This window comes from Citrobacter sp. CtB7.12 (assembly GCF_001297795.1).
GTDB classification, from domain to species: Bacteria; Pseudomonadota; Gammaproteobacteria; order Enterobacterales; family Enterobacteriaceae; genus Citrobacter_A; species Citrobacter_A amalonaticus.
In genome coordinates, this window is the sequence record NZ_LIFT01000030.1 from 20782 (window position 1) to 32490 (window position 11709).

Genomic DNA, 11709 nt, shown 5'->3' on the forward strand with positions numbered 1-11709 from the left:
GCTTACGCCCTCCCGCCTAACCGTTTCAAACCGTGATTCTGCTTGCTCACTTCGCGCGCCGCATCCCGCAATTTGTACAGGCGCTCAAGCTTAGCTTTAGTCCGGCGGATCTCGTTTGAAATGAAACGAACATTAGGGATAAGCAGATCATCCGGGCACGCTCCTAGTGATGCCGGTTCTGCCAGATCATCGGCATTGTATTTTTGCTCCGTTTTGGCAGTTAATTCCGGCGCGGAAATGTGAACGGCTTCCGGCGTTGTCAGTACACGGGACCATGTAACGCCCTTCCCTGAACCGTTTTTCACAACCAACCCGCGGTCAGCGTAAGAACGCAACACAGTTCCTAGCCCGCGGGGATTACGGTTCAAGAGGTCTGCAAGATCTGACGTGTTCATCGAACCTTTTTCGGTAAGCAGCTCGATAACCATTTGCGGAGTGACGGGGGCCGGTTCAGCTCCCCGGACAACTTCAGCGTTTTTGCGCAGTGGTGTTGTTTTTTTCGGGGTAACGGCTGGTGCCGTAATAACTTTCGGAACTGGTGCATCGTTGCTGGCAATATCCCAGTAGCCGTTGATGAAAGTCACAGCACCCAGATCTTCATGCTCACGTAGAACGGCTAGCGCTTCAGCTGGCTCAATTTTCATTCGTGCAGCGATCTCACGCGCGGTCGCTTTTCCCATCACTTTTAAAACATCAATAATTTGTTTGGTCATTGGTCAAAACTCGTTTTAGTTGATTAAACCTGCCGCTTTACGGCGTTTGTACTCGTCCATCAGTACCTGTGCAGGTGTTGGCCCTGCCGGATGATGTGGCGCAGCCAGTTGGCGGCGAATCGGCGGAACTGACATGCCGTTTTTGACGTGCTTCGTCCACTTAGTGAGTAATTTTTCAGCCAGTTTTTTTAATTCCCCCTCTGTCATCTGCCGTTCAACACCAGTTCTGCGCATTTCAATGCAAACGTGATACAGCACTGGTTGTGGCCACGGATATTTGTCACTTCCGGCATATCGATACGACTCATTTCGCCAGCGTCGGTATTCATCCATCACCTGGTCTGACGTGAGACCAAAAGGATTAGCTCCACTGTCAGAAACCAAAGATACGAATTCAGCCAGGTCAGGAGGCCAGGTGTTCCCGACGGCACAACGCTCCATGCACTGCTGACACACCAGACTGATTTGGGCATCAGTCATTGAACCTATCTGAGCGATCCACAGAGTCGATGGTTCTGCCCCATTCTTCTGCGTCCAGCGGTTCGAGAATATTTCCCCCATCACCTGCCATAGTCGCCACGCTGTTTCCGTCGCCATCAAGTCCGTTACGGCGCCGCCATTCTGCGTGGGCTGACTGAATTTGCTGAACAGCTCTGGATGCTGTCGGTTCTGGTCGTGTTCCCACATTGCTGTCACCTCCGGTTACCGGTTGTTTTTTCGTTCTCACCAGCACAACATGCCGGGCGAATTTTTGTTCCCACTGGATCTGGGTGAACACTTTCCCCTCCGATCCCCAGTACGCCGAGAATTCGGCTAGCTCAGTGTCAAGGTAATCAGGCTCTGGCAGCAGAATCCCCCACTGTGCAGCACGTTGCCGAAAATCTTCAGACGGCAACCAGGTGTCGCTCATGCTGAACTTGCCGATCGGTTCTGATACGCCATCCAGGTATCTGGGTGGGGTTGGGTCTTCCGGTTGGGTATGCCCACCGGAATTTTCATTCGCGCCCGCGTTAAGAGAGGGGTTTAAGATCTGTTTACTGCTTACTGATCTCTGGATACCTGATGCCAAAGCCTTTGCCTTATCCTTAGGCAAAGCGAAAGCCTTATCAAAAGCCATACCCATAGCCTCGGAAACCCCGTAACAGGCTGATTTCAGGGATTCGAACGCTTCTAGTTTCAGTGGGCAGTCAGGCAATAATTCGTATGATCTAGCCCATGATTTGATCACATTTACTGATGCTGGAGGGTTATGTTTGACAGCATTAGGCAACCAAAAAACTCTGGCTTTCAGGTCGGCTTTCACCATACCTAAGGCTATGGCTTCGCCTAAGGCTAAGTCGAAGGCTTCGACATTCCACCCTAGTTCTTCAGCCATCGCAGCCCTTCCCGCCTTGTACAACCCCGGGATGATCCCCGTAAACGGTCCCGTCAGCAGATAGATAAAAAGGCTCTGTCCACTCGGCAATAAAGCAGATAGCGCGCGGAATTTTGGATCATCCCACATGGTGATCTTTACCTTGCGGTAAGGCTCATTGTTTGCCTTACTCTTTGGCATAGCCTTAGGCAAAGGATTAGGCATAACTCACCTCGCGGATTATCGACGTAAAAATCATTGGTCAAAACTCGTTAAAAAAATTGCGGCGCTACGGCGCTGATACTCGCCAGTAGTGGTCCAGCCGCATCAACTGGCAACATGTTGAATAGTGCTATAGCTGCCTCGCGGATCTCTTTTTCAAGCTTGTGCAGCGGCGCGCCAAGCAGCTTGGCCTGATGAGCGTCACTGCATTCCTTAATCGCGCTCGCCACCAGCTCACATTCAGTTTTTCCCTGTCGTAATCCATGCTTTCTCGCGATCTCAATCGGCATCACAGCCGAAATTGCGTGAGAGAGCTGCATGACATAGCCCGTGTATTTGTTGGAGTTAGTCTCGTTTTTCAGATACCGGAACAGGTTCTGTTTGTTTACAGATATTCCGCGACCGCCCTCTCTCCCCCATTGCTCGGCCACCAGCTGCGCTATCTTTTCCTGGGCCTGCCCAGGCAAAGTGTTTTCCCACTCACGAACGGCTTCAAAAATGGCCCGGCAGCGAAATGAATCACGGCGCCGCGGCTCAATCTGATTTTGAGTTTTCAGCGGAGCTGTGATCCGTTGGTTATGATGTGAGTACGTTAAGGGGTGCATTTTTAAACCTCGCTTTCTGGCGGGAAAACGCTATCAAGAGTGCAAACGCAACCTAATTCATTGAGCTTCTCAACGATCAGTCGGCATTCTGGTAATCCAGGCTGGCGGGTGCCATTCTCATAATTTGAGATCCTTGACTGGCGCCATCCAAACAATTTGGCTAATTGCTCTTGAGTTAACCCAAGCGCCTGCCGTTCTTTGGCGATGTTATTCATCTTGTCATCTTGTCCTCACGTCTGGTGTTTAACGGAATTAAACACATCTCGTGTTAGAAAGTCAAGACGAAACGTTTTTTGAGCGATAACACGCAACGTGGTAAAAGTTACTTATGAACATAAACACTACAATCGCTGCTCGTTTGAAGCAGATGCGTGAACAAAAAAATATGTCGCAAGCAAAACTCGCTGAGTTATGCGGGTGGGCTCAATCGCGCATCGGAAACTATGAGGCTGGTCGTCGTAATATTGGCGTTGATGACGCTTTAACAATATCTAATGCTCTCGGGATCAACCCGGCTGAGTTGATGTTTGGCGATGACCATGCTGAGTCATGGCTCACCCCCAAGCATCGCAAATTAATTGCCCTTTTTGATCAGTTACCAGAGTCAGAGCAAGACCGAATGATCGATACATTTCAACTTCGCCTGAAGGAAATTGATGAGTATGTTGAAAAGTATTTGCGGGGAAGGTTCAAGCCTGCTGACGAATAACCTAATCCACCTTTTAAACACTTAAACCAGCCGCTCAGGCTGGTTTTTTTATGCCCTCCCTCTTCTACCGCCCACATTGTCATTAGCCTCTCGCAATAAAACACATGTCGTGTTGACAAATAAGCACGTTATGGGTTTAACTATAAACACAGTATGAAATGAGTCATCCAGGCAGGACGCCCACGAAGTAGCTGCCGGCGGCATACGAAACACCGGATGAGATGACAAACAGACATGCGCAGCAGGTTTCAAACGTTCCGCCAGCCGGGCGATAACGGCAAGCAGAGGGATAAATCATGAGTGAGGTTATTTTTAGCTTTGAAAGCTCCAGCGATGCAGCACGCGCTGGGATGTTGATGAATAAGGCGGATCCGTCACTGCGTTATGTACAGATGCGATCAACTGTCTGCGTAACCTGGCATGCAAACATCATTGCGGCAACGCAGGCAGTTATGGATGCAAACATTCCATGCACTTTTCAATACTGGAATGACATTAAAAACAGTCATCGCAGAGGGTGAAATGAAAATGATTGATTTCGCACGTCAGCCAGCACGCATCCAGGCCGTTCGCGGGAATGCATTTACCGCTCCACTGCGTTTCCTGTGGCGCATTCTGAAAGATGGTAATAGCGCAAAGGTAGCTAACAAATGAACACTCTGTACGCATTAGTGCTGACGCTCGCTATGACAAACGGTGATTACCAGGAAGCTGTTATTGGTGTTTTTGGAAGTGAAAGAGAGTGTCTGTCGGCAGCAAGTGAACAAAGTAGCGTCACAAACTGCTATCCAGTTGAAGCGATTATTCCGGCTGACGACCAACAGCCTGCCACTTTTTTTAACGAGTTTTGACCAATGGCTGTTGCCAGCCTGATGCCCAGTGCACGGGGCATCGTGATGGTAATACTGCCATCGTAACCAAACAGGAGACGAAGACCTGTTCTGGTTAAGTTGAGAATCTACTTTGCCCGTCCCGTGGCGGGCCTTTTTCTGGAGGCTTTTATGTCAGCAAACGAACTGGCATTGAGATTCAGTACCGCACCTGCAGAGCAACTGATTGGTATTTTACCTGTCCTCGAAGTCAAAGAAGCCCTGCGTGATGAAGTGGAAGATGACGTTCTGGGGGAAGTCTGGACGGAACACAACTTTGAAATGGAAGCGATTGGCGAACAGCTCGATGAGACAGTTCAACTGGCCAGAAAATTCGAACTGACTGCCGAAACATTCGCAACGGCAATCAAACTGGCACTGACGTTGCCACACAGCGAGGCAATCCCTGTTTTACAGAATGCTCTCAGGGATAATCCCGGTTACGGTCGCGAACCGACTAAGGATGCGTAATGGAATTTGGAATGAAGCGTGTTGTGGCATCTGTCCAGACCGTGGCAATCCTGAACAGGATGTACTGCGGGAAAGCCGTGTCTGTTGCCTCCATCAGTAAAGAAACAAAGCTGTCTGTATCCTACCTGGAACAGATTTTTTCAAGGCTTCGCCGCAGCGACATTGTTACCAGCCAACGCGGTGCTGGTGGTGGATACCATCTCAAAAAAATGAACCCCAGCGTTGCTGATGTCGTTCGCGCCGTTACACACACGCCGGATTCGTTCGAACCTGTGCTGAATGCTCTGGAGTGGGTCCCCATCGCGCAGCTGTCGCAAGGGAAATCCCCGGCCCCATAAAGCACAAAACCCGCGCAAGGCGGGTTAAGTACCCGGTCAGCCGACCAAAGCTTTCCGGAACGAGTTTTGACCAATGACCACTACCACAGGCGGCAATCATCAGCTGCCGGGTATCTTACAACCTTAAGGAGCCCGAACGCAATGAACACATATGCGTATATCATCAAAGCCAAAGCCAAAGCGACTGACTCAAAAAGCCTCTTTTGTTGGTTCTCTGCAAAATCAGACTCGCGCGCTGAACGCGAAATTCTCAACCTTCTGGAAGATTCCGGGATCGAAGTTGGACGTGGTGCTGACCACCAGTTGCCAATACGCACTAACTGGTTTGTTGTCGACGATCTGCCTGAAGAAGGTACGCTGGATGACACATGGTGTGATCGTTACGAGCTTGGCGAGGATGGTTTAACCTGGAAAAAAATAGTGGTAGCCGAAGCACCAGCAGAGCCAGCAGAGCCAGAATCTACCGTACTGACAGCGGGCGAACAACCAGCCAATGATGCGGTCCCCGAGGTTAATGAAAGTATTCAACACGAGCAGGATTTTACTGAAGGGAAAGACTCTCACCCAGAATACCCAAAGTTAACGGCTGTACCGACCATGTCATTCCGACATCGCGTACTGGCGCAGCACATTGGCGGCGGTGAGTATATGTATCACGTCGACGAAGAGCAGAAAAAAGAAATTATCGCCCTGGAACTGGATCAGGATAATTCATATATCCAGAACCTTCTGCTCGCGGCAGAGAATGTTGAATCATTCAAGAAAGCCAATGAAGTTGATATCTGGAAGGCAGTGATTTCGGTAAAAACAGTATTCCCTGTCGACAGAAAAACGCCAGAACTGGCAAGCGTTATTCAGTTCCTTAATGCCTGGTTTAATACAGAACATATTGACCGCGGGCTTCTAACGAAGGAGTGGGCTAACGGTAATCGCCTGTCCTGCATTCAGAGAACTTCCGGTGGCGCTAACGCAGGAGGTGGAATTAAGACTGACCGAAACCCTGACTACATTCACACCCTGGAAACGCTGGATTACGAAATTGCCGCGGCCACATTGCCGATGGATTTTGATATTTACAATATACCGCTATCCATCCATCGACGTGCTAAAGAAATCATCACTAAAAAAGAGAGCCCATGGAAAGAATGGTCCTCTGCTCTTCGCGCCACTCCAGGTATTCTTGACTATTCAAGGGCTGCAATCTTTGCACTCATTCGCGGTGCTGGCGAAAAAGTTCATAACTTCCCGGATAGTTTGCGCCGATACATTAGCGCGAACCTGGCAGAAAGCAATCACGAAAAACCGACTGCTGATACTCTTGCGGCTTCCCGTCAGATTAATTCTGCGTCGGCAACCCTTGACGCGGTTCACGATGCCATCAACGGTAAAAATGAAACCACGATCCCTGATGGGGTGGGCGAAGAATATGCCTTTGTTGGTAATAAACTCGTCACTGAAGCCCGGTCCCGCGCTGTGCAACCGAACATCGAAAACCACGGCAATGGTGTCTTTTCCATAGACAGCCTGGTTAACACGCCACCAGCGCAACCACTATCTGCTGTCGACCAGGTTCGCCAGCACTCAGCTGAAGAAAAAATAAAATCAGATAACAATGAGGAAGCCACCAGTGATGTGCAGATGGAAGAGGTTATCAACAATGAAGCCCAAACTGGTAATGAAGTGTCTCAGGGCGAAACAACAACTATGCCAGATGAAAGCGCTGATGCTTCTGGTGAGCAAACAGATGCAATAAATAATGAATCCGTTCATCAAATTGCTGAACAAAAGCCTGACAAACTTTATTCCCACTTAATGGTTGATATGGAAACTATGGGCTGCGTTCCTGATGCCGCAATAGTCTCTATCGGTGGCGTATTTTTCGATCCTTCTTCTGGCAACACTGGTGCCGAGTTTTACCAGGTCGTCAGACTTGAATCATCTATGTCGTTTGGCATGAAACCCGATGCGTCGACAATCGAGTGGTGGTTAAAACAATCACCGGAAGCTCGTTCTGCAATTCTTGTTGATGATGCAATGGGGCTGCTTGAAACCCTCGAACTTCTGGCCGACTTCATAGCTGAAAACGCTGCTAACGGTTGCCGCACAGTTCAGTTATGGGGTAATGGATGCTCTTTTGATAATGTCATTCTTCGCCGTGCATTTGCATTAACAGATACCCCCTTCCCTGTTCCGTACTGGAATGACAGGGATGTAAGGACCATGGTCGAATTGGGTAAATCTGTGGGTATCAATCCACGCTTTGACATCCCGTTTGAAGGTGACATGCACAACGCGCTTTCTGATGCCCGACATCAGGTCAAATACGTGTCAGCAATCTGGCAGCGTCTGACTGCAAACTGATTTTTGATATTCAGAATAACGACCACCAGCCGGTTAAATTTTACCGGCTGGCTATCTGAGGTGATAGCCATGTATGAACTCACACTGTCACCAGTGGAAATTGCAGAAATAACGGGTTACAGACGATATACAGAACAACAGCGCCAGCTGCGTTGCCATGGGATCCCATTTACTACAGACGGGAAGAACAGGCCGATTGTTCTGCGTCGGAATCTGGCACCAAATACGACTGAATTACCAAAGGTTGACGAGTATGTTGCAACTGAACCCGACTTCGACGCCATTTATGGGAAGACCACGCAAGAATCCAAAGGACGCGCATCTGCCTCCGCGGGTTACCAAAAATAAGTACAGCTACGTCTGGAAGCCGAAAGGAACGAAACTCAGCATAACGCTGGGGAAAATAAGGGATACCAGCATTTCCAAACTCTGGCAACGCTATGAGGAAGAAAAAGCAAAACGTCATGACGTAATGACATTCGCAAAACTCTGGGGGATTTTTCTCGACAGTCCGTCTTTTACGGATCTGGCACAACGTACCCAGTCAGATTACAGGCAACACCAGAAAAAGTTGCTGGCAGTTTTCGGAAAAATGAAAGCTGATGCGATAAAAATCGAGCAGGTCAGGATCTATATGGATCAACGCGGTATGTCCAGTAAGAACCAGGCTAACCAGGAAGTGTCCAGTATGTCCCGCGTTTTTGGATGGGGATTTGAACGTGGTTACGTGAAGGGTAATCCATGCCGAGGAATTCGTAAGTTTACCCTTGTTGATCGTGACGTTTACATCCCTGACGAGGACTATTTAGCCATTTATGAAAACGCCCGAGTGGAAGTCCAGGTGGCAATGGAAATCTCTTATCTTTGCGCAGCGCGCGAGGGGGATGTATTTGATTTAAAAATACGTGATCTACGCGCAGACGGTATTTTTATTGAACAGAACAAAACAGGAAAGAAACAGATCAAGAAGTGGACTCCGCGCTTACAGGCGGCAGTTGCTTTGGCAAGCAGGAGCCTTGCAAATAAATCATCGGAAGGTTACGTGATTCCGTCCCCCAGCGGCGGAAAAATGAATAAAAAAACATTCAACACCTGGTGGAATAACGCCAAAAAAGCAGCAGCGATAAAACTTGGAAGGAACATACCGGGAACATTTCACGATATCAAAGCCAAAGCAATTTCTGATTACGAGGGAAGCAGTAAGGAGAAGCAATTGTTCAGTGGGCACATGACCGAAAGCCAGGTTGTGACCTATGACAGAAGGGTTAAAATTTCACCAACACTGGACATCCCGATGATGAAAAAAGATGACTGATTTCATTGGCTGTATGGGGAAATATACCAAGTGAATATACCAACACTATACCAACAGCCAAAAAAACAAAGGGGTTACCTTTCGGTAACCCCTTTTTTTAATCTGGCGGAAGCGCAGAGATTCGAACTCTGGAACCCTTTCGGGTCGCCGGTTTTCAAGACCGGTGCCTTCAACCGCTCGGCCACACTTCCGGAATGAGGCGCACTATAAACATCCCGATGCGCCGTGTAAAGCCCGAATGTGTTCGTTTGCCTGAAAAACAGTCAAAATGTTGTTAATAGCCTGAAATAACAACAGATTGACCATTTATTCAGCACAATACTCATGCTTTATCAGCTATTCACTGTTACCCACGATGAAACCTGATTTAGATCAAATGAGTAAAGATGGGTAAAAGCGCTGTGTCGTCGTCTGTGTTTTCATTATCCTCCATCATTAATTACATCTGTCATAAGAGAGTGACTCATGGATCGTATTGTTAGTTCATCACATGACCGTACATCGCTACTTAGCACGCACAAAGTACTGCGTAATACCTATTTTCTGCTGAGCCTGACGCTGGCATTTTCGGCGATCACCGCCACCGCCAGCACCGTGCTGATGCTGCCTTCTCCGGGTCTGATTCTGACGCTGGTGGGGATGTACGGGCTGATGTTCCTGACCTATAAAACGGCGAACAAGCCAAGCGGTATTATTTCCGCGTTTGCCTTCACTGGTTTCCTCGGTTATATCCTTGGGCCGATTCTGAACGCTTACCTGTCCGCTGGAATGGGCGACGTGATCGGGATGGCGCTGGGCGGCACCGCGCTGGTGTTTTTCTGCTGCTCCGCCTACGTGCTGACCACCCGCAAAGACATGTCCTTCCTCGGCGGCATGCTGATGGCCGGTATTGTGGTGGTACTGATTGGTATGGTTGCTAACATCTTCCTGCAACTGCCAGCGCTGCACCTGGCGATCAGCGCGGTGTTTATCCTGATTTCTTCAGGCGCAATCCTGTTTGAAACCAGCAACATCATCCGTGGCGGTGAAACCAACTACATCCGCGCAACGGTTAGCCTCTACGTTTCGCTGTACAACATCTTTGTCAGCCTGCTCAGCATTTTGGGCTTCGCCAGCCGCGATTAACGGCAATCCGGCATGACACCCGGCCCCGCTTATGCGGGGCTGAGACTACTGACAAAGAAGGAAAAAACGTGGTTTTTCCATCTTTGTGGTTATCAGCCGAAAATCCATGAATTGATTTTCCAGGTTTTTAATGAGGTGATCTCTGCTTGTCCGGTATTGTGATGAGCCCTGTCATCCCTCTGGACTGCACCCCAAAAGTTGGACACTCAACTGAGTAAGGTGCAGTTTTTTATGGCAAAGCCAAAATATTCCCCTGAAACAAAACTGGCTGTGGTTAATCATTATTTGTCCGGAAAAGACGGAGAAGAGCGTACAGCCGACCGTTTTGGTGTTGAAAGAACTTCCGTCCGTCGCTGGGTCAGGGCGTGGCAACTCCACGGTATGGAAGGGCTGTCAGGGAAAAATAAACATCATTCAGCTGAATTTAAACTCGTCGTCGTCCGGGCGGTTATCCGTGACCACCTGACGATGCGTGAAGCAGCTGCCCGGTTTAATCTCTCTGCAGAAACGCTTGTCCGACACTGGGTCTGCGTGTACAACGATGCCGGAGCGGAAGGACTGCTAAACATTCAACGCGGACGGCCTGGAAAAATGACAAAACAAAAAATCCCCCCATCCCCTACAGATAAAGAACTGGAAAAACTCTCCCCCGAAGAACTCCGGGCTGAACTCCGTTACCTGCGGGCAGAGAATGCCTATCTAAAAAAGTTGAAGGCCTTGGTTCAGAGCGAAAAAAACGGCAGCAAGCCCTGATAATCAGTGAACTGAGGCATAAGCACGCTCTGCGAGACCTCCTGCGCGCGGCAGGCATGTCCCGCAGTACATGGTATTACAATATGAATGCCCTGAAGCAGGTGGACAGGCATGCCGGGCTGAAAGATAAAATCCGTGAGATATACGCCTGGCACAAAGGCCGTTATGGCTACCGCAGGATCACGCTTTCGCTGAGAAAGCAGGGTCTGCTGGTGAACCATAAAACCGTGCAGCGGCTGATGACAGAGCTGTCGCTCCGGTCTCTGATAAGGGCGAAGAAATACCGCTCATGGAAGGGGGAAACAGGCAAGGCAGCCCCCAATATCCTGAGCAGGAACTTCAGTGCATCAAAAGCCAATGAAAAATGGGTTACGGATGTTACAGAGTTCTCGCTGCAGGGTAAAAAGCTGTACCTGTCGCCGGTACTCGATCTTTTTAACCGGGAAATAATCTCCTACAGCCTGTCGGAAAGGCCGGTGATGGAGATGGTTAATACCATGCTGCGGGATGCGTTCTTAAAGCTCGGACCAGACGACGCCCCCTTGCTGCACACAGATCAGGGCTGGCAATATCGGATGGCAGGCTATCAGGCAAAGTTAAAGGCGCAGGGCATGACGCAAAGTATGTCCCGAAAAGGAAACTGTCTGGATAATGCCGTGATGGAAAACTTCTTCGGGACGCTGAAATCGGAGTGTTTTTACCTGAGTCAGTTCAGCAATATCAGCGAACTGAGGAAGGCGATAGAGGATTATATCCGTTACTACAACAACGAGCGGATAAGCCTGAAACTAAAAGGCCTGAGTCCGGTAGAGTACCGGGCCCAGGCTCTGAAGGCCGCTTAATATAAACTGTCCAGATTTATGGGGTCAGTCCA

16 protein-coding genes and 1 tRNA gene are annotated in these 11709 nt (G+C 49.2%); 11 read left to right on the plus strand and 6 right to left on the minus strand.

The features are described from left to right. Positions 1–2: 2 nt before the first annotated feature. From AOY24_RS22280 to AOY24_RS22300, 5 genes are read right to left on the minus strand one after another with little or no spacing between them, the layout of a single operon-like run. Positions 3–713 (minus strand): hypothetical protein, encoded by a 711-nt coding sequence (locus AOY24_RS22280; protein WP_054177398.1) that lies wholly within the window; start codon positions 711–713, stop codon positions 3–5. A gap of 15 nt (positions 714–728) precedes the next feature. After that, a complete protein-coding gene (locus AOY24_RS22285) occupies positions 729–1274 on the minus strand; it encodes a replication protein P (RefSeq protein ID WP_152967228.1) in 546 nt (181 codons plus the stop codon). Further along, positions 1186–2292 carry a DnaT-like ssDNA-binding domain-containing protein gene (locus tag AOY24_RS25130; protein ID WP_152967227.1) on the minus strand — a complete coding sequence of 369 codons (1107 nt, stop codon included), beginning with the start codon at positions 2290–2292 and terminating at the stop codon, positions 1186–1188. The genes AOY24_RS22285 and AOY24_RS25130 overlap by 89 nt, the downstream gene beginning before the upstream one ends. A gap of 47 nt (positions 2293–2339) precedes the next feature. Next, positions 2340–2894: a toxin YdaT family protein gene (locus AOY24_RS22295; protein WP_054177399.1), complete on the minus strand. Its 555-nt coding sequence runs from the start codon at positions 2892–2894 to the stop codon at positions 2340–2342. Between the two features lie 2 nt (positions 2895–2896). Further along, positions 2897–3109 carry a helix-turn-helix transcriptional regulator gene (locus AOY24_RS22300; protein WP_054177400.1) on the minus strand — a complete coding sequence of 71 codons (213 nt, stop codon included), beginning with the start codon at positions 3107–3109 and terminating at the stop codon, positions 2897–2899. A gap of 113 nt (positions 3110–3222) precedes the next feature. On the opposite strand from AOY24_RS22300, the gene AOY24_RS22305 reads away from it, so the two are divergent. The 9 genes from AOY24_RS22305 (at position 3223) to AOY24_RS22335 (ending at position 8957) form a co-directional block, all read left to right on the plus strand. Beyond that, the gene (locus tag AOY24_RS22305; protein WP_054177401.1) at positions 3223–3603 is read left to right on the plus strand and encodes a helix-turn-helix domain-containing protein; all 381 of its coding nucleotides are present in this window, start codon (positions 3223–3225) and stop codon (positions 3601–3603) included. Positions 3604–3899: 296 nt separating this feature from the next. Beyond that, positions 3900–4124 (plus strand): hypothetical protein, encoded by a 225-nt coding sequence (locus AOY24_RS22310; protein WP_043001144.1) that lies wholly within the window; start codon positions 3900–3902, stop codon positions 4122–4124. Between the two features lies 1 nt (position 4125). Beyond that, the gene (locus tag AOY24_RS25560) at positions 4126–4257 is read left to right on the plus strand and encodes a hypothetical protein (protein ID WP_255352597.1); all 132 of its coding nucleotides are present in this window, start codon (positions 4126–4128) and stop codon (positions 4255–4257) included. Further along, positions 4254–4454: a DUF1482 family protein gene (locus tag AOY24_RS22315; protein ID WP_054177402.1), complete on the plus strand. Its 201-nt coding sequence runs from the start codon at positions 4254–4256 to the stop codon at positions 4452–4454. Before AOY24_RS25560 ends, AOY24_RS22315 begins: the two co-directional genes overlap by 4 nt. Before the next feature lie 150 nt (positions 4455–4604). Further along, complete coding sequence (locus AOY24_RS22320) at positions 4605–4943, plus strand: hypothetical protein (protein WP_054177403.1); 339 nt, start codon at positions 4605–4607, stop codon at positions 4941–4943. Beyond that, positions 4943–5281 (plus strand): Rrf2 family transcriptional regulator, encoded by a 339-nt coding sequence (locus tag AOY24_RS22325; protein WP_229233519.1) that lies wholly within the window; start codon positions 4943–4945, stop codon positions 5279–5281. Before AOY24_RS22320 ends, AOY24_RS22325 begins: the two co-directional genes overlap by 1 nt. A 141-nt stretch (positions 5282–5422) precedes the next feature. Continuing rightward, a complete protein-coding gene (locus AOY24_RS22330; protein WP_054177404.1) occupies positions 5423–7642 on the plus strand; it encodes an exonuclease in 2220 nt (739 codons plus the stop codon). A 69-nt stretch (positions 7643–7711) separates the two neighbouring features. Continuing rightward, positions 7712–7990, plus strand: coding sequence for a DUF4224 domain-containing protein (locus AOY24_RS24360; RefSeq protein ID WP_072031732.1), 279 nt, complete (start codon positions 7712–7714; stop codon positions 7988–7990). After that, the gene (locus AOY24_RS22335; protein ID WP_043001974.1) at positions 7929–8957 is read left to right on the plus strand and encodes a tyrosine-type recombinase/integrase; all 1029 of its coding nucleotides are present in this window, start codon (positions 7929–7931) and stop codon (positions 8955–8957) included. The genes AOY24_RS24360 and AOY24_RS22335 overlap by 62 nt, the downstream gene beginning before the upstream one ends. A 103-nt stretch (positions 8958–9060) precedes the next feature. On the opposite strand, the gene AOY24_RS22340 is transcribed toward AOY24_RS22335, so the two are convergent. Further along, a tRNA-Ser gene (locus AOY24_RS22340) sits at positions 9061–9148 on the minus strand. Between the two features lie 274 nt (positions 9149–9422). Between AOY24_RS22340 and yccA the strand changes: the two genes are divergently transcribed. Together yccA and AOY24_RS25135 are read left to right on the plus strand one after the other, a co-directional pair. Next, complete coding sequence (yccA, locus tag AOY24_RS22345) at positions 9423–10082, plus strand: FtsH protease modulator YccA (protein WP_012905355.1); 660 nt, start codon at positions 9423–9425, stop codon at positions 10080–10082. A gap of 231 nt (positions 10083–10313) precedes the next feature. Continuing rightward, positions 10314–11677, plus strand: a protein-coding gene (locus AOY24_RS25135) for an IS3 family transposase (protein ID WP_099433379.1) whose coding sequence is annotated in 2 segments (ribosomal slippage) — positions 10314–10782 and positions 10782–11677 — 1365 coding nt in all. Because the reading frame shifts where the segments join, the coding sequence is not laid out codon by codon here. Positions 11678–11709: the final 32 nt, after the last annotated feature.

Excerpts from the sequence above, each read along its gene's own strand:
- AOY24_RS22280 (WP_054177398.1), bottom strand. The coding sequence starts at position 713 with ATGACCAAACAAATTATTGATGTTTTAAAAGTGATGGGAAAAGCGACC.
- AOY24_RS22285 (WP_152967228.1), bottom strand. The coding sequence starts at position 1,274 with ATGGGGGAAATATTCTCGAACCGCTGGACGCAGAAGAATGGGGCAGAA.
- AOY24_RS25130 (WP_152967227.1), bottom strand. The coding sequence starts at position 2,292 with ATGCCTAATCCTTTGCCTAAGGCTATGCCAAAGAGTAAGGCAAACAAT.
- AOY24_RS22295 (WP_054177399.1), bottom strand. The coding sequence starts at position 2,894 with ATGCACCCCTTAACGTACTCACATCATAACCAACGGATCACAGCTCCG.
- AOY24_RS22300 (WP_054177400.1), bottom strand. The coding sequence starts at position 3,109 with ATGAATAACATCGCCAAAGAACGGCAGGCGCTTGGGTTAACTCAAGAG.
- AOY24_RS22305 (WP_054177401.1), top strand. The coding sequence starts at position 3,223 with ATGAACATAAACACTACAATCGCTGCTCGTTTGAAGCAGATGCGTGAA.
- AOY24_RS22310 (WP_043001144.1), top strand. The coding sequence starts at position 3,900 with ATGAGTGAGGTTATTTTTAGCTTTGAAAGCTCCAGCGATGCAGCACGC.
- AOY24_RS25560 (WP_255352597.1), top strand. The coding sequence starts at position 4,126 with ATGAAAATGATTGATTTCGCACGTCAGCCAGCACGCATCCAGGCCGTT.
- AOY24_RS22315 (WP_054177402.1), top strand. The coding sequence starts at position 4,254 with ATGAACACTCTGTACGCATTAGTGCTGACGCTCGCTATGACAAACGGT.
- AOY24_RS22320 (WP_054177403.1), top strand. The coding sequence starts at position 4,605 with ATGTCAGCAAACGAACTGGCATTGAGATTCAGTACCGCACCTGCAGAG.
- AOY24_RS22325 (WP_229233519.1), top strand. The coding sequence starts at position 4,943 with ATGGAATTTGGAATGAAGCGTGTTGTGGCATCTGTCCAGACCGTGGCA.
- AOY24_RS22330 (WP_054177404.1), top strand. The coding sequence starts at position 5,423 with ATGAACACATATGCGTATATCATCAAAGCCAAAGCCAAAGCGACTGAC.
- AOY24_RS24360 (WP_072031732.1), top strand. The coding sequence starts at position 7,712 with ATGTATGAACTCACACTGTCACCAGTGGAAATTGCAGAAATAACGGGT.
- AOY24_RS22335 (WP_043001974.1), top strand. The coding sequence starts at position 7,929 with ATGGGAAGACCACGCAAGAATCCAAAGGACGCGCATCTGCCTCCGCGG.
- yccA (WP_012905355.1), top strand. The coding sequence starts at position 9,423 with ATGGATCGTATTGTTAGTTCATCACATGACCGTACATCGCTACTTAGC.